Raw genomic sequence first — 15,169 nt, forward strand, 5'->3', positions numbered from 1 at the left:
GCTTGGCAAGTCAGAGTTCGACGCCGCCCTGGTCGGGGGCAACGGGTAGGTCAAGAAAACGTCGTTCCGACAACCAGGGGTTCAGGGCCAAGGCCTGTCTGATCACCGCTTGCCCTTCGGCCACACGTCCCATGGAGATCAGGGTCAGACCCTTGCCGGAGATCGCGGCGACATGTCGTGGGTTCAGGGCAATGGCGCGGTCCAGGTCTGGCAAGGCCGCCTCATACCGGGCGGCCAAGAAATTCGCGAAAGCCCGTTGGTTGTAGCCCTCGGCGTAGGTTGGGCAGTAATCGATCAGGGCATCGAAGGCGTTCACCGCCCCCACCAAATCAAACGCTGCGCGGCGGGCCATACCGTCATCCAAGAGCGCTTGGGCCGTTTCGTCCGGTGCCCGGGTCCATTCGGCCCAAAGCAGCGCCGAGATTTGCCGCGCCTCCGCCTCCGTCTCCACCGATTGCACCCGTTGCAACAAGGCATCGACCGCGCCCGTGATATCAGGGGTCGGTGGGCACGCGGCGCTCACTGGCGCAGCGCAAAGTGTCAGGGCGAAGAGAACGGAACGCATCATACGGAGAGGATGTGTCCCGAAGGGCCGTTCAATCAAGAGCGTGGCCGAAGCCGCCTAAAAAGGCGCCACTTAACGGTCCGCTGCGGTTTCGACCGACACGGTCTTGCCAACGGGGGCAAAGGCCGGCGTGCGCGCGAACTCCGCGATCAGGGCGTCTAACTCCCCTTCCATCACGGCGGCTAGGGCGACCGGGCGTCCGTCCCATTCCGCCTTGGCCGAAATGACGGAGACGATCCGCACCTCGTCGTTATAGCTGACAAACACGGGCGCCCCGGAGGACCCAAAGTCGACGGAGCACGACAGCACCAAAATGTCCGCGTCCCGCGTCAGGATCTGGCAGGCTTCTTCCCGCGTGGGAGCCTCGGCCCGGTCTTTGGCGTAGCTGACGACCTGGACCGTCTGACCGGCGTTCACGCGAAACTGCGTTCGGAAAGGATGAACGTGGCCATTGCGAACGGGCCGGTCCAGTTCCAACAGGGCCATGTCACTGCCGACCCGTCCCAAGCGGTTTGCCTCGGCAAAGTCATAGTCGGGGTGCAAAACGATGCGGCGGATCCCGCGATAGGCCTCTGCGCGACCAAACCGCAATCCAGCCTGAAATTCGATGTCGGCAGCCTCCACACGTTCGCCGGTTTGTTTGTTGTAGAGGCAATGGGCGGCGGTCAGCACAACGTCAGGGGTCACCAGCGCCGCCGTACAAAAGCCCTCGCTGCCGAAGTTGAGGCGGCCCACGGCCTCCCACCCTCGGTTATCGTCAGCCGTGCTCAGCGTCTGTAGCCCCGTTCCCTGGGCGGCGAGCGGCAATGCCCCCGCGCACATGAGACCGGCGGCGATAAAAACCTTGCGCACAACTGACATAAACATGGAATGCCCTCCTTACCTTCACGTCAGGCGTAGGGGGGGAAACAGGCAGGACAGGGACCGGATTACCGCGCAGGTTGGAAACTTTCTTGGCGAAGGGTGACGGATTGCGTCGGTATTCAGGCACAATCGGGCATAAGCGCCGGGATCTGCCATCTTTCAGCAGCGCCTGGCCAGATCCGGCCGCCACCCCGCGCTACGAGAGGGCACCCACAGCGCGGCATTGGTCAAATGAGCGGATGCCCCAACCACCAGCTGGAGCACTTTGGTCTTTCAGGCGATCGACCTAGCGCAGCATCGGGACGGCAGGCTTGGCTGCTGCGCCCGGCTCAAAGGTCGCGATAGCGGGGGGGACCGGACCACCGGTTGCCCAATCGAGCAACTCCACCGTGTGAACTATCGGGACAGAGGCGGCAGACCCAATCTGCATCATACATCCAATGTTGCCAGCCGCGATAACATCCGGTTGCTTCGCCTCAAGGGTGGCGACCTTGCGGCGCTTCAACTCCTGACTGATTTCGGGCTGCATCAGGTTATAGGTGCCCGCACTGCCACAGCAGAGATGGGGATCCTTGGGCTCCAACACCTTAAAACCAGCCTGTTTCAGCAGGTCCTTGGGCGCCCCTTTGATCTGCTGTCCGTGTTGCAGGGAGCAGGCCGCGTGATAGGCCACGTGGAGCGGCCCAGAGCCATCGGGCCGCTTGGGCGTTTCAACAACGTCTTGCTTCTTCAAAAGCTCCAGCAGGACCTCAGAGACGTCCATGGTCAAATCGCTGACCGTTGCCGCATCTTCGGCCAAAGCATCGTTGCGGAACATATGGCCGTAGTCCTTGACGGTTGTGCCGCAGCCCGAGGTGTTGACCACGATGGCATCTAAGCCAGCCCCCCGCTTTTCCGTCATCCACGCGTTGATGTTGGCCGCCGCAAACCCGTGGGAGCTTTCGGTTTTGCCCATATGGTGGGTCAGCGCGCCACAACAGCCTGCGCCCTCGGCGACAACCACCTCCGCGCCCAGGCGCGTAAGCAAGCGGATCGTTGCATCGTTGATGTCCGTGTTGAGGGCCTTTTGAGCGCATCCGGTCATCAGCGCCACGCGCATCTTTTTGTCGGTGGCCGGAAACGTCTGCGGATCGTCGTTGCGGCTGACCGGAGGGATGGTCTTGGGCGCCATCTCCAGCATTGCGCGCAGGCGCGCATCGGGCATCATGAACGCGAAGGGACGACCAAGCTTGGCACCCAGCAGAGCTGCGCGGAAGCGCATGGGATAGGGCAAGATTTGCGCCAGGGTCCAACGCAACACCCGGTCCATCAGGGGCCGCTTGTAGGTCTTCTCGATATGCTCCCGCGCGTGATCGACCAAGTGCATGTAATGCACCCCTGATGGGCAGGTCGACATGCAAGCCAAACACGACAGGCATCGATCAATGTGCTTGACCGTCTTGGCATCCGCCGGACGGTCGTTTTCCAGCATATCCTTGATCAGGTAGATGCGCCCCCGGGGGCTGTCTAACTCATCCCCCAACACCTGATACGTGGGACAGGTCGCGGTACAGAACCCGCAATGGACGCAGGACCGTAGGATCTCGTTGGAACGGGCTGTAGAAGGATCAGCCAATTGCTCGGGGGTAAAGGTCGTTTGCATGTCAGGCCGCTCCACTCAGGAGACCACGGGGGTCGAACTTGGCGCGGATGCTGTCTGTCAGGGCCGCCAAGGCAGGCGCCTCAACGGGCAAAGCGCCGGATGCCGGACCGGTCACGCGCGTCGCATGTCCCGGCAGATCGCCGAGACGGGCCCGCAGGTCTGTCCCCGCTGTCACCCGCAGCCAGACAAGCCCCCCACCCCAATCGAGCAGCGATGCCTCGGCCTGTGCGCGGGCCACAACCTCGGGGCCATGGCTGGCCCGGACCGACACGCGCCAGATATCCCCTGCGCCTTGCACGGCCTGGGCATCGCGGATGGCCCGCCAATGGGCCTCGGACTCCCCCGGATCCAACCGGGTGACAGTGCCAAAGGACGCGATCACCTCCGCGAGCGCGGTGGCGCGATAATCGACCGAACCGTCGAGGCCTTCTAGCCGGAGCGATGTCTGCCCTGCCGCCGGATCATGGGCAGCAGCCGTCACCTCAAACGGGGAGCCAAGCGCGGCGGCCATGGCGCGCACCGCCGTCTCAACCGTGAGGCCGTTCACCACAAGCGTGGTCTGGGTCACCGCCGCAGGCAGCACCTTGAAGCTGACCTCCGTCAGCACACCGAGCGTGCCACGCGACCCCGCCAGCAATTTCACGAGGTCATAGCCGGTGACGTTCTTCATCACCCGCCCCCCGTTCTTGATGATCTCGCCAGCGCCATCGACAAACCGCACACCGATCAAGCTGTCGCGACAGGCCCCGGCCTGCACTCGGCGCGGGCCGGATACATTCATCGCCACTGCCCCCCCAATCGTCGGCTCACCCGTGGTGCCCAAAAGACCGCGATGGTCCAGGGGCTCGAACGGCAAACGCTGGTTTTCGGAGGCCAGCGCGGCCTCGATCTCAGCCATGGGTGTTCCAGCGCGGGCCACCAGGGTCAAAGCCCCCGGCTCATAGAGCGTGATCCCCGTCAGGCCGGAGGTCGACACGGGCGTCCCCTCCGATGGCACGTGGCGCGTTCCCCCGCCCCGGATGGACAGCGGCCCATTGGCCGTGCGGACGATCTCAGCCAGATCGGCCTCTGACGTGGGTTTCAACATGGGGGTCCTCAAATCGTCTGTGTGGCGCCCGTGATCGGGGCCAAATCGTCTCGCTGGTATGGGACAGTCCGCGCTGTCAGTGGCCTGCGGTTCGGCGCTCGGCTGTGGTGTCCAGAGGGAACACCTTTGCGGGGTTCAGGAGCCATTTGGGATCGAAAACATCCTTGACCCGCATCTGCGCTTCCATGTCGACAGCCGCGAATTGGTGGGTCATCAGATCCCGCTTTTCAATGCCCACGCCGTGCTCACCCGTGAGGCAGCCGCCCACATCCACGCAGAGCTTCAGGATCTCCGCACCCAGCGCCTCGCACAGCTCCAGGTCACCGGGCTTGTTGGCGTCATACATGATCAGCGGGTGCATATTGCCGTCGCCCGCATGGAACACGTTGCCCACCGCGAGCCCGTACTTCTGAGACAGCTCCGTTATGCCCGCCAGAACCCGGGGCAACTCGCTGACCGGGATTGTGCCATCTAGACACATGTAATCGCTGATCCGGCCCGTAGCGCCAAAGGCCGATTTCCGTCCCAGCCAGATCTTGGCCGCCTCGTCTGAGGACTGCGACTGGCGCAACTCAACGGGGTCATGCCGACGCGCAATCTCTTCGATCAGAGACAGCTGTTCGTCGATCTCATCGTCGGAGCCTTCCACTTCGACGATCAGCAGCGCCTCGCAGTCGGGATAGCCCGCCTTGGCGTAATCCTCGACGATCCGAATGATGATCCGGTCCATGAATTCGATGGCCACCGGCAACACGCCCGCCTTGATGATGTCGGCGACGCAAGCCCCCGCCACTTCCAGACTATCGAAACCGATTAGAACCGGTCGCGCGCCCTCGGGTTTGGGAAGGATACGCAGGGTGGCCTCAGTCACGACCCCAAGCTGTCCCTCGGATCCGCAGATCACACCGAGGAGGTCCAGCCCACCCGCGTCCATATGGGCGCCGCCGATCTCGACCACGGTGCCGTCCATCTGGACAAGCGTCACACCCAACAGATTGTTGGTCGTCACCCCATACTTCAGGCAATGGGCACCACCAGAGTTCATGGCGATGTTGCCCGCAATGGCACAGGCCAATTGGGACGACGGGTCCGGCGCGTAGAAGAAATCATCGGCCTCCACGGCGCCAGTCACCGCCAGATTGGTGCGCCCGGTCTGCACGCGGATGATGCGGTCGTCATAGTCGGTCTCCAGCACCTCCGTGAGGCGGGCGACACCCAAGATCACACTATCAGCCGTCGGCAATGCCCCCCCTGCAAGGGACGTGCCGGAGCCGCGCGGCACGACGGGCACATCCATCTCGTGGCAGATCCGCAGAACATCGGAAACTTCCTGCGTGCTCCGGGGCAAAACAGCCGCAAGAGGCGGGCAGCGATAGGCGGTGAGCGCATCGCATTCATAGGCGCGCGTCTCTTCCACGTCGGAGATCACCGCATCCTCAGGCAAGACGGTCAACAGTCGAGAGACAAGCTCGGCCTTGCGATCCAAGACAAGGGGATCTGGCTTTGGCATTTCCATGGGGACCCTCCCAGAGGTGCGCGGCTGGATTGGTAAAATAATATAACCAATTTCCCAGAAGGCAAGCGGAACGGCCTTTGCTAAGGGTGCGACATGCTCACGCTGCTACAATCGACCTTCACGCCGCTCGATCTTATGGCGCTCGGCTTCCTGCTGATGGCCTGGGCCGGGAGCGGCTGGTTGATCGAGAACCCGCCCGCCAAGCGCACCTCGGTCACGGTCCTTATGCGCGCCTATCGCCACGATTGGATGGTCGAGATGCTGACACGGCAACCGCGCATTTTCGACGCCGCCATACTGGACAGCCTGCGCCAAGGGACGACCTTCATGACCTCCGCCGCGATCATTGCGGTCGGGGGTGTCTTGGCCCTGGCCGGGAACGCGGAGCGGCTGGACAGCATCGTTATGGGCGTCGGAATCCAAGGCCATCCGGCGGTGTTTTGGCAAGTAAAGCTGGGCGTTGTGGCCCTGTTACTCACCTACGCGGTCTTCAAGTTCATTTGGTCAAACCGGTTGTTCGGCTACTGCGCGGTGGTCATGGCCTCGGTGCCCAATGACGTCGAAGACCCCCGTGCCCTGCCCCGCGCCAACAAGGCGGCAGAGATCAACATTCGCGCGGCGTTGAACTTCAATCGCGGTCTCCGCTCGGTGTATTTCGCCTTCACCGCGCTGGCCTGGGTGCTGGGGCCTTGGGGGCTTTTGATTGCGACGGCGGTTACCCTCCGAGCGGTGCTGTCACGGGAATTTGCCTCGACATCGCGGGGTGTCCTGCTGGATGAGTAGCCTATGAGATACGCCCTGCCCCTGCTGGCCTTTCTGGCTTGCCCCGCCTTTGCCGATTCCCCCGTGGTGGAGGGCGCAGTCGCAACGCCCTCGGCCAACGGATGGACCTTTTCTGTCACCGTGCGCCACGCCGACACCGGGTGGGATCATTACGCCGACGGTTGGTCGGTCCACGCCCCCGATGGGACGGAGCTGGGCTATCGCAAACTACACCACCCCCACGAGACTGAGCAGCCCTTTACGCGGTCGCTCGGCGGTGTGGAGATTCCGGATGGGATCGAGACCGTCGTGATCCGCGCCCATGACAACGTCCACGGCTGGGGCAAGGATCTCGTCTTGGAGTTGCCAGACGGGTAACCCGTCGTTCGGGTCAGACTGATGCGGTTTCCGGCCTTAGATCCAAGCAATGGCCTCAGAAATTGCCGTCGCGCGCATCTGTGGTTGCCACATAGGCCCTGTGCGCTTCACAAGAGTATAGAGAACGCGCGACCGCGGATAGGTGTGGCCACCTTCGCTGAAGTAAATGCGTGGCATTTGAAGGCCTGAGGTTGGGACACCGAACCGACACAAGGGGTGCGATTGAGGTCCCGACCGAAGCGCTTGGGAAGGTCCTGCGCCGATCTCGTCCGTGCCAGTAACCCTACAACGGGCCGACTCATCCCCAAATTACGAACGGCCTACGCCCGCCGTCAGGCGGAATGGGCGCCGTCTGCCAAAGACTTCACATATGCGAGCACGTCCGCGACGCTGTCGCCCTTTGCAATCCGTTCCACGATGGCAGAGCCGATGACGCAGCCATCCGCAACGCTGGCGATGTCCCGGGCGGCGTCGGGCGTTTTGATCCCAAAGCCGACGATCACGGGCAAATCCGTCGCGTCTTTGATGCGCGCCACCTCTGGCGCGACCTTCTCCGCGCTGGCGGAGCCTGCGCCTGTGATCCCCGTGATCGAGACGTAGTAGACGAAGCCCGAAGTGTTCTGGAGCACTGTCGGAAGCCGCGCGTCGTCGGTCGTGGGGGTCGCCAGGCGGATGAAGTTCAGACCGGCTTTCTGGGCGGGAATGCACAGCTCGCTGTCTTCTTCGGGCGGCAAGTCGACAACGATGAGACCGTCGATCCCGGCCTCTTTGGCCTGTTCGAGAAAGCGATCCACGCCGCGCGAATAGATCGGGTTGTAGTACCCCATCAGGACCACGGGCGTCGTGTCATTCTGCTTTCGCAGGGTTCGGACAATATCCAGCGTCGCATCCAGGGTCATGCCCCCTTCGAGCGCGCGCTGGCCTGCCAGTTGGATCGTCGGACCATCGGCCATGGGATCGGTGAAGGGCAGACCCAATTCGATGATATCGACGCCCGCCTCGGGCAGGCCGCAGACGATTTCGGTCGCGGTGGCCACATCGGGGTCGCCTGCCATGACGTAGGACACGAAGGCGCGGCGGCCTTCGGCCTTGAGACGGGCAAAGGTGTCGTCGATGCGGGTCATGGGCCTCTCCGGTTTGGTCGGCACGGGAGTGCGCCAGGAACGCGGGAAGGTCAATCGTTGGCCCCATCTGCTGGCGTGGGAATTGGTCAGGTGAGTGACCCAAGGCGCGCAATGGGCCGATTATTGGATGTATGATCTGGGTATGACCAGGGGGTGATCCCCGTCGGACGGGGTTTCGCGCGCCCTGCCCCGGCCCGATTGGTCAGAAAACCGGAGCAGGCCCTGGACCGGCCAGCCTCGCACCCCCACGTAAGACGTATGAATTATGTGCTCGCCATTCTGCTGCCGCCGCTGTCGATCTTTTTGGCGGGGCGCCCAATCCTGGGGATTGTGACATTCCTGATTTGGATTCCCGCTCTGCTGTTTTCGGGCGGGCTGACCCATCCGATGTTCATATTGCTGGCCTGGTTCATCATCTTTGAGCGGCGCAATCGGCATTTGCGATAAGGTCACGGGACGGCGCCCAGCCTGACCGGCGCGCCGGGGGTTTCACACCCCCGGACCCCCGTGGAGTATTTGCGCCGAGAAGAAGACAAGGGCCGCGCGGGCGCGTCAGAGTGGCTTGCCCCATGGCGGGTGCGAGGCTATGGCGGCGCGGGCTGTTAGCGCGGAGGGTGCCATGGGCTTTAAGATGGGGATTGTGGGGCTGCCGAATGTGGGCAAATCGACCCTGTTCAATGCGCTGACCCGGACAGCGGCGGCCCAGGCGGCAAACTTTCCGTTCTGCACCATTGATCCGAACGTGGGCGATGTGGCCGTGCCGGACGCACGGTTGGACAAACTGGCAGAGATTGCCCAATCGAAGCAGAAGATCGCGGCCCGCATGACGTTTGTCGACATCGCTGGGTTGGTGAAGGGCGCCTCCAAAGGTGAGGGGCTGGGCAATCAGTTCTTGGCCAACATCCGCGAAACCGACGCCATTGCCCATGTTCTGCGCTGTTTCGAAGACGGCGACGTCACCCATGTGGAAGGCCGGGTGAACCCGGTGGAAGACGCCGAGGTCATTGAGACCGAATTGATGATCGCCGACATGGAGTCGATCGAGAAGCGTCTTCAGGGGCTGCAACGGAAGGTGCGGGGCGGCGACAAAGAAGCCGTGCAGCAGGAGCGGCTGCTGAAGGACGCGCTGGCGGTTCTGGAAGACGGGCGGCCGGCCCGCACCGTCGATGTGGCAGAGGACGACCTCCGCGCTTGGGAGTTGCTGCAACTGCTGACGGCGAAACCGATCCTCTATGTGTGCAACGTGGACGAAGGCTCGGCCGCCGAGGGGAACGACCATTCGGCCGCCGTGGCCGCCATGGCCGAAGCCCAGGGTGCCGCGCATGTGGTGATCTCGGCCCAGATCGAGGAAGAGATCGCACAGCTGCCCGAAGACGACGCCGGGATCTTCCTAGAGGAAATGGGCCTGGCGGAAGCTGGCCTCGACCGGCTGATCCGGGCTGGCTACGCGCTGCTGTCGTTGGAGACCTACTTCACGGTCGGCCCCAAGGAGGCGCGGGCCTGGACCATCCCGGTGGGCACTAGCGCGCCGAAGGCGGCGGGCGTCATCCACGGCGATTTCGAAAAGGGATTCATCCGGGCCGAGACCATCGCTTACGATGATTTTGTAACCCTGGGTGGGGAACAACCCGCTAAGGAAGCGGGCAAGATGCGGGCCGAGGGCAAGGGATACACCGTCAAGGACGGTGACGTCATGCATTTCCTGTTCAACACCTGAGTCGCATCCGCCTGACGCAGGGGACGGTGCCACGACGCTCTGGCGGGGGCGGCGCACCGGTTCAGCCCACCGATAGGCGGGTCTCTGCCGATCTAGGGCCGCGCCTCCTCGTAATTATGGCCGAATTGTGGCGGCAGAACCCCAGTCCTCTCGGTTCTGTGATGGCAAGGCTCTGAAACCTTGCGCGACAGGGCGCGTTTTTCGCAGTAGCTTGTCAACGCGCCCCGCCGGACTAGGGGCCAGGTAAAGGAGCGAGAGATGCACAGACGCGATGTGATCATGGGTGGGGTGGCCGTGAGCGCACTGGGCCTGTCGGCAGTGGAGCCAGCAGCGGCCCAAACCATGCCCTTGTCGATGCAGCCCGTCGAAGTACGGATCCGCCCGGAAATCGCCCCGAACGAAGTTCACGTGATCCCCGATAGCTTTATGCTGTATTGGACGCTGCCTGGCGCGCGCGCCATCCGCTATATGGTGGGCGTTGGACGACCGGGGCTCTACGAAGCGGGCGAGTTCTATGTGGGCGCCAAAAAGGAATGGCCAAGCTGGACGCCGACGCCGGACATGATCCGCCGCGATCCGGCTGCCTACAAGCAGTATGAAGATGGGATGCCCGGTGGCCCAAACAATCCGTTGGGGGCCCGCGCGCTTTATCTGTTTGAGCCTGGCCGGGGCGACACCTTCCTGCGCATCCATGGCACGAACGCGCCGCGCACGATTGGCACGGCAGTGTCCAACGGCTGCGCCCGACTGGTGAACGATCAGGCCGTGGATCTGTATAATCGGGTGCCTATGCGCTCCCGCGTGGTCCTGCACCAAAAGCTCGCCTAGCGCGGCTATCGCAACAGGCCGCTTAGCTACGAAGGAAACGCTGCTAGATCTCTTGGTTCCGCGGCGTTTGATTTTGGGCGATTTGGATTCTGTCGTTTTCGGACAAGATAAACCGGTCACACGCAGATGTAAGAAACGCCTTGCGGGCCGGGCGCATCACGCATACCACCACAGGCGGAGGCGTGGCCGAGTGGTCGAAGGCGCTCCCCTGCTAAGGGAGTAGGCGGGAAACCGTCTCGAGGGTTCGAATCCCTTCGTCTCCGCCACTAATTCCAGACTGGTATGTCAGTTGGCGGTTCTGCAAGGGCGGGGCTCAAAAGACCCGCGCCCTGAACGTGTAAGTGGGAAAGCAAAAAGCCTCGGTGTGGTGTCGCGCGGAGGCTCGTTCTTATCTCGGCAACGTATCTGTCTCACGGCTTACGACCAAGCTGAAGCAGTGGAGCCCGCCGATACATGAAGTGTCGACCGCTCCTTACAAGGCCCCACAGAGAATCCAGCACATGTCACGTGACATCGTTTGGGACCGCAGTGACGGGATGTTTGCTGGCAACCTAGAGACCGCCAGCGCGATGATTTCAGGACCAAGGAACGTGTAAAAGCAAATGGATACGCAACCGTTGTGTCATCCGACCCGTGCACGATGCCCGCTCATGGGTCGACGCGCGTCATGACGTGCGCCGCCCACCTAACGCGATGGGTACAGTGGTTCTCGCCAGGTCAGGGCAAACAACATTCGCGGCGGTCTGACGAACGAGAGACAAGAAACACCAGCCCGCCCTTACTTGCCGTCCGGGTCCGGTTGACCCGTCCCCTTGAAGATGGCCTTGAATGGGAACACCCAGATGATGCCGAGAACAACGTACATCACGAACTCGACCGCCACCGGCAAGCGCGGCAGAAGGGCGACCAGGCTCACCGCCAGGATAATGTAGAGCGGCAGGCCAACCAGGAGGATCAAAAAAGACAGCCGCTTCCGCGCTTTATACGACAATGCCATGGCTGTCTCCTCCGATGGGTTTAGACCGATCAGTCTTCAAACGGATCGGTGACCAGGATCGTGTCCTCTCTCTCTGGCGAGGTGGAGAGTAGGGCGATCGGGCACTGGATCAATTCCTCGACCCGCCGCACGTACTTGATGGCTTCCGCTGGCAAATCGGCCCAGGTGCGTGCGCCCTCGGTCGACTGGGACCATCCCGGCATGTCTTCCCAAATAGGCGTGCAGCGGGCCTGCGCGTCGGCGGCGGTCGGCAGGTGGTCGATCCGCTCGCCGTCCAACTCATAGGCCACACAGATCTTGAGCGTTTCGAACCCGTCCAGCACGTCCAGCTTGGTGAAGGCGATGCCATTCACGCCGGAGGTGGCGCAGGTCTGGCGCACCAGCACGGCGTCGAACCAGCCGCAGCGCCGTTTGCGCCCCGTGACCGTGCCAAATTCATGCCCCCGCTCGCCCAGCCGCTGACCGTCCGCGTCATCGAGTTCGGCGGGAAAGGGCCCCTCCCCCACACGGGTGGTATAGGCTTTCACGATGCCCAAGACAAAGTCGATGGCGCCTGGGCCCATACCCGTGCCGGTGGCCGCTTGGCCTGCAATCACGTTGGACGAGGTGACGAAGGGATAGGTGCCAAAATCCACGTCCAAAAGGGAGCCTTGCGCCCCTTCAAAGAGAATGCGCTTGCCCGCGCGGCGCTTGGTGTCGAGCACCTTCCAGACCGGCGCCGCATATTCCAAGACAGACGGTGCGACCTCCTGAAGCGCGGCGACCAGGGCCGCACGATCCACCGGGTCCAATCCCAAGCCGCGGCGCAAAGCGTCATGGTGCGCCAGGGCGCGATCGACGCGGGCCTCCAAGGTGGCGGAGTCGGCCAGATCGGCAACACGGATGGCCCGGCGCCCGACCTTATCCTCATAGGCCGGGCCAATCCCGCGACCGGTTGTGCCGATCTTGGCAATGGCGTTCTGGCCCTCGCGCGCGCGGTCCAACTCAGAGTGGATCGGCAGGATCAGCGGCGTGTTTTCGGCGATCATCAGCGTGTCGGGCGTGATCTCGACACCTTGGCCACGCAGTTGGTCGATTTCCTTGACGAGATGCCAGGGGTCCAAAACGACGCCGTTGCCAATGACCGACAACTTGCCGCCCCGGACGATCCCCGACGGCAGCAGCGATAGTTTGTAAACCTCACCGTCAATGACCAGCGTGTGACCGGCGTTATGGCCGCCCTGGAACCGCGCGATCACATCCGCCCGTTCGGACAGCCAATCGACGATCTTGCCCTTGCCCTCGTCGCCCCACTGGGCGCCGACCACCACGACGTTGGCCATGCCTGACGTTCCCTTCGTTTGAAAGACCGCGCTCCCCCTAACGGACGATGACGTGACGCGAAACCCCAAGCCGTGCGCCCTGGGGTCTTGCGGTGCCGGGGCGTGGTCTCTAGGTAGCCTCTGATCCGAACCGAATGGGCCCCCCATGGAAACCGTCCTGCTTCTCGTCCACTTGATCGTCGCGGTCTGCCTGATTGGCATCGTGCTGCTGCAACGCTCCGAAGGGGGCGGCTTGGGCATGGGCGGCGGGGGCGGTGCCGTCACGGGGCGCGCCGCTGCAACGGCGATGACCAAGCTCACGTGGCTGTTTGGCACGGTCTTTCTCGTCAATTCGGTGATCCTGACGGTGTTGTCGGCGCAAAACGCCACCGGCAGTTCCGTCATCGACCTGCTGCCTGATGACGGTGCAGTCGAGGCGCCGGTTGTCCCGTCGGGCGAAAGCCTGTTGCCGCCGACGCCGGGCGACGCCCCTTTGACGCCGCCCCGGTCTGAATAACCAACACCTTGGGCCCACGCCCAGAATAGCCGCAGGATGTGGCCGGGCGCTGTTGCGGCCCGAGCGCTCTTGGTGTTATTCTTGAGTCCCGTGGGGTCGTGACTGGCAGATGCCAGTGCAACGCAATTCGCGGAGATTTCGAACATGGCGCGCTTTATCTTCATCACCGGCGGTGTGGTGTCTTCGCTCGGGAAAGGTCTTGCATCGGCGGCCTTGGGGGCCTTGCTACAGGCGCGTGGCTATACGGTGCGCTTGCGAAAACTGGATCCGTATTTGAACGTCGATCCCGGGACGATGTCGCCGTTTGAACATGGCGAAGTCTTCGTGACAGATGACGGGGCCGAGACCGACCTGGACCTGGGTCACTACGAACGCTTCACCGGGGTTGCGGCGCGGTCGACCGATTCGATCAGTTCTGGTCGCGTCTACTCCAACGTCTTGGAGAAGGAGCGCCGGGGCGACTACTTGGGCAAGACCATCCAGGTCATTCCCCATGTCACCAATGAGATCAAAGACTTCATTCGCATCGGTGAGGATGAGGTCGATTTCATGCTCTGCGAAATTGGCGGCACGGTGGGCGATATCGAAGGTCTGCCGTTCTTCGAGGCCATCCGGCAGTTCAGCCAGGAAAAGCCCCGTGGCGATTGCATCTTCATGCATCTCACCCTGCTGCCTTACATCGCGGCGAGCGGCGAGTTGAAGACCAAGCCGACCCAGCATTCGGTCAAGGAGCTCCGCTCCATCGGTCTGGCGCCAGACATTTTGGTGTGCCGCTCCGAAGGACCCATTCCAGAGAAAGAGCGCGAGAAGTTAGCGCTGTTCTGCAACGTCCGGCCCGAGTCGGTCATCGCGGCTCAGGACCTGAAATCCATCTACGAGGCGCCTCTCGCCTATCACCGCGAAGGCATGGACCAAGCCGTCCTAGACGCCTTTGGGATCAGCCCAGCGCCCAAGCCGAACCTGCGCCGCTGGGAAGATGTCGTGGACCGCATTCACAACACCGATGGCGAGGTCCGCGTCGCAATCGTCGGCAAGTACACCCAACTGGAAGACGCTTACAAATCCATTGCTGAGGCCCTGACCCACGGCGGCCTTGCCAACCGCGTCAAGGTTCATGTGGATTGGGTCGACAGCGAAATCTTCGAGTCCGAAGACCCCGGCCCCTTCCTGGAGCGGTTCAACGCCATCCTCGTCCCCGGCGGATTCGGAGAGCGGGGCACCGAAGGCAAGATCAACGCTGCCCAATTCGCCCGCGAAAAGGGCGTGCCTTACCTCGGCATCTGCCTTGGGATGCAGATGGCCGTGATCGAAGCGGCGAGAAATATGGCGGATATGGGCGACGCGGGCTCCGAGGAATTCGACCACGAGGACGTCAAATCCCGCAGCTACACGCCCGTCGTCTACCATTTGAAAGAATGGGTGCAAGGCAATCATAAGGTCACCCGCAAGGCCAATGACGACAAGGGCGGCACCATGCGCCTAGGCGCCTATGATGCCTTGCTGACCGATGGGTCCAAGGTTGCCGATGTCTACGGCGACACGGCCATCGAGGAACGGCACCGGCACCGCTACGAAGTCGACATCCGCTTCCGCGAAAAGCTGGAGGCCCAGGGTCTCATCTTTTCTGGCATGTCCCCCGACGGACGCCTGCCCGAGATCGTCGAAGTGAAGGACCATCCCTGGTTCATTGGCGTGCAGTTTCACCCGGAACTGAAATCGAAGCCCTTCGCCCCCCATCCTCTGTTCGCTGATTTCATCCGCGCCGCCAAAGAGCAGTCACGTCTGGTCTAACGCGCGCGCCGCGAAAATTGTAACGGCCACAAAGTTCTGCTTCCGACCTCTGCGGCGCGGGGGCAGTCTGCCCCCATGGG

Annotated in this window: 15 protein-coding genes and 1 tRNA gene; 8 read left to right on the forward strand and 8 right to left on the reverse strand. The window is 62.7% G+C overall.

Annotation, left to right across the window (positions count from 1 at the left end; all coding sequences use genetic code 11):
• Nucleotides 1-10: 10 nt before the first annotated feature.
• From K5R33_RS02285 to K5R33_RS02305, 5 genes are all read right to left on the reverse strand, one after another.
• On the reverse strand, nucleotides 11-568 hold the full coding sequence (locus tag K5R33_RS02285; protein ID WP_255588398.1) for a tetratricopeptide repeat protein: 558 nt from the start codon (nucleotides 566-568) through the stop codon (nucleotides 11-13).
• A 69-nt stretch (nucleotides 569-637) separates the two neighbouring features.
• Complete coding sequence (locus tag K5R33_RS02290; protein WP_255576079.1) at nucleotides 638-1,432, reverse strand: trypsin-like serine peptidase; 795 nt, start codon at nucleotides 1,430-1,432, stop codon at nucleotides 638-640.
• 283 nt (nucleotides 1,433-1,715) lie between these two features.
• On the reverse strand, nucleotides 1,716-3,071 hold the full coding sequence (gene glcF, locus K5R33_RS02295) for a glycolate oxidase subunit GlcF (protein WP_220747343.1): 1,356 nt from the start codon (nucleotides 3,069-3,071) through the stop codon (nucleotides 1,716-1,718).
• Nucleotide 3,072: 1 nt separating this feature from the next.
• Nucleotides 3,073-4,158, reverse strand: a complete 1,086-nt coding sequence (locus K5R33_RS02300) for an FAD-binding protein (RefSeq protein ID WP_220747344.1) — start codon at nucleotides 4,156-4,158, stop codon at nucleotides 3,073-3,075.
• A 76-nt stretch (nucleotides 4,159-4,234) separates the two neighbouring features.
• Nucleotides 4,235-5,674, reverse strand: a complete 1,440-nt coding sequence (locus tag K5R33_RS02305; protein WP_220747345.1) for an FAD-linked oxidase C-terminal domain-containing protein — start codon at nucleotides 5,672-5,674, stop codon at nucleotides 4,235-4,237.
• 93 nt (nucleotides 5,675-5,767) lie between these two features.
• Here K5R33_RS02305 and K5R33_RS02310 point away from each other — a divergent pair, with 93 nt between their 5' ends.
• Entirely contained in the window at nucleotides 5,768-6,457 is a 690-nt protein-coding gene (locus tag K5R33_RS02310; protein ID WP_220747346.1) for a DUF599 domain-containing protein, read from the forward strand.
• Between the two features lie 3 nt (nucleotides 6,458-6,460).
• The gene (locus K5R33_RS02315; protein ID WP_220747347.1) at nucleotides 6,461-6,814 is read left to right on the forward strand and encodes a hypothetical protein; all 354 of its coding nucleotides are present in this window, start codon (nucleotides 6,461-6,463) and stop codon (nucleotides 6,812-6,814) included.
• Nucleotides 6,815-7,146: 332 nt separating this feature from the next.
• Here K5R33_RS02315 and trpA read toward each other — a convergent pair whose 3' ends face one another.
• Nucleotides 7,147-7,938, reverse strand: a complete 792-nt coding sequence (gene trpA / locus K5R33_RS02320) for a tryptophan synthase subunit alpha (protein WP_220747348.1) — start codon at nucleotides 7,936-7,938, stop codon at nucleotides 7,147-7,149.
• A gap of 258 nt (nucleotides 7,939-8,196) precedes the next feature.
• On the opposite strand from trpA, the gene K5R33_RS02325 reads away from it, so the two are divergent.
• From K5R33_RS02325 to K5R33_RS02340, 4 genes are all read left to right on the forward strand, one after another.
• Entirely contained in the window at nucleotides 8,197-8,385 is a 189-nt protein-coding gene (locus tag K5R33_RS02325) for a hypothetical protein (protein WP_220747349.1), read from the forward strand.
• A 172-nt stretch (nucleotides 8,386-8,557) separates the two neighbouring features.
• Nucleotides 8,558-9,655 carry a redox-regulated ATPase YchF gene (ychF, locus tag K5R33_RS02330; RefSeq protein WP_220747350.1) on the forward strand — a complete coding sequence of 366 codons (1,098 nt, stop codon included), beginning with the start codon at nucleotides 8,558-8,560 and terminating at the stop codon, nucleotides 9,653-9,655.
• Nucleotides 9,656-9,913: 258 nt separating this feature from the next.
• Nucleotides 9,914-10,483, forward strand: coding sequence for a L,D-transpeptidase (locus K5R33_RS02335; RefSeq protein ID WP_220747351.1), 570 nt, complete (start codon nucleotides 9,914-9,916; stop codon nucleotides 10,481-10,483).
• Between the two features lie 176 nt (nucleotides 10,484-10,659).
• A tRNA-Ser gene (locus K5R33_RS02340) sits at nucleotides 10,660-10,749 on the forward strand.
• Between the two features lie 512 nt (nucleotides 10,750-11,261).
• Here the strand turns inward: K5R33_RS02340 and K5R33_RS02345 are convergent.
• Together K5R33_RS02345 and K5R33_RS02350 are read right to left on the reverse strand one after the other, a co-directional pair.
• Nucleotides 11,262-11,480, reverse strand: a complete 219-nt coding sequence (locus K5R33_RS02345) for a DUF2842 domain-containing protein (protein WP_220747352.1) — start codon at nucleotides 11,478-11,480, stop codon at nucleotides 11,262-11,264.
• A gap of 29 nt (nucleotides 11,481-11,509) precedes the next feature.
• Nucleotides 11,510-12,802: an adenylosuccinate synthase gene (locus K5R33_RS02350; protein WP_220747353.1), complete on the reverse strand. Its 1,293-nt coding sequence runs from the start codon at nucleotides 12,800-12,802 to the stop codon at nucleotides 11,510-11,512.
• A 145-nt stretch (nucleotides 12,803-12,947) separates the two neighbouring features.
• Here K5R33_RS02350 and secG point away from each other — a divergent pair, with 145 nt between their 5' ends.
• Complete coding sequence (gene secG / locus K5R33_RS02355) at nucleotides 12,948-13,298, forward strand: preprotein translocase subunit SecG (protein WP_220747354.1); 351 nt, start codon at nucleotides 12,948-12,950, stop codon at nucleotides 13,296-13,298.
• A 144-nt stretch (nucleotides 13,299-13,442) separates the two neighbouring features.
• Complete coding sequence (gene pyrG, locus K5R33_RS02360) at nucleotides 13,443-15,089, forward strand: CTP synthase (RefSeq protein ID WP_220747355.1); 1,647 nt, start codon at nucleotides 13,443-13,445, stop codon at nucleotides 15,087-15,089.
• The last annotated feature ends 80 nt before the right edge of the window (nucleotides 15,090-15,169 follow it).

Origin of the sequence: Jannaschia pagri, from assembly GCF_019655435.1 — a bacterium.
In the GTDB taxonomy this organism is placed as follows: domain Bacteria; phylum Pseudomonadota; class Alphaproteobacteria; order Rhodobacterales; family Rhodobacteraceae; genus Jannaschia; species Jannaschia pagri.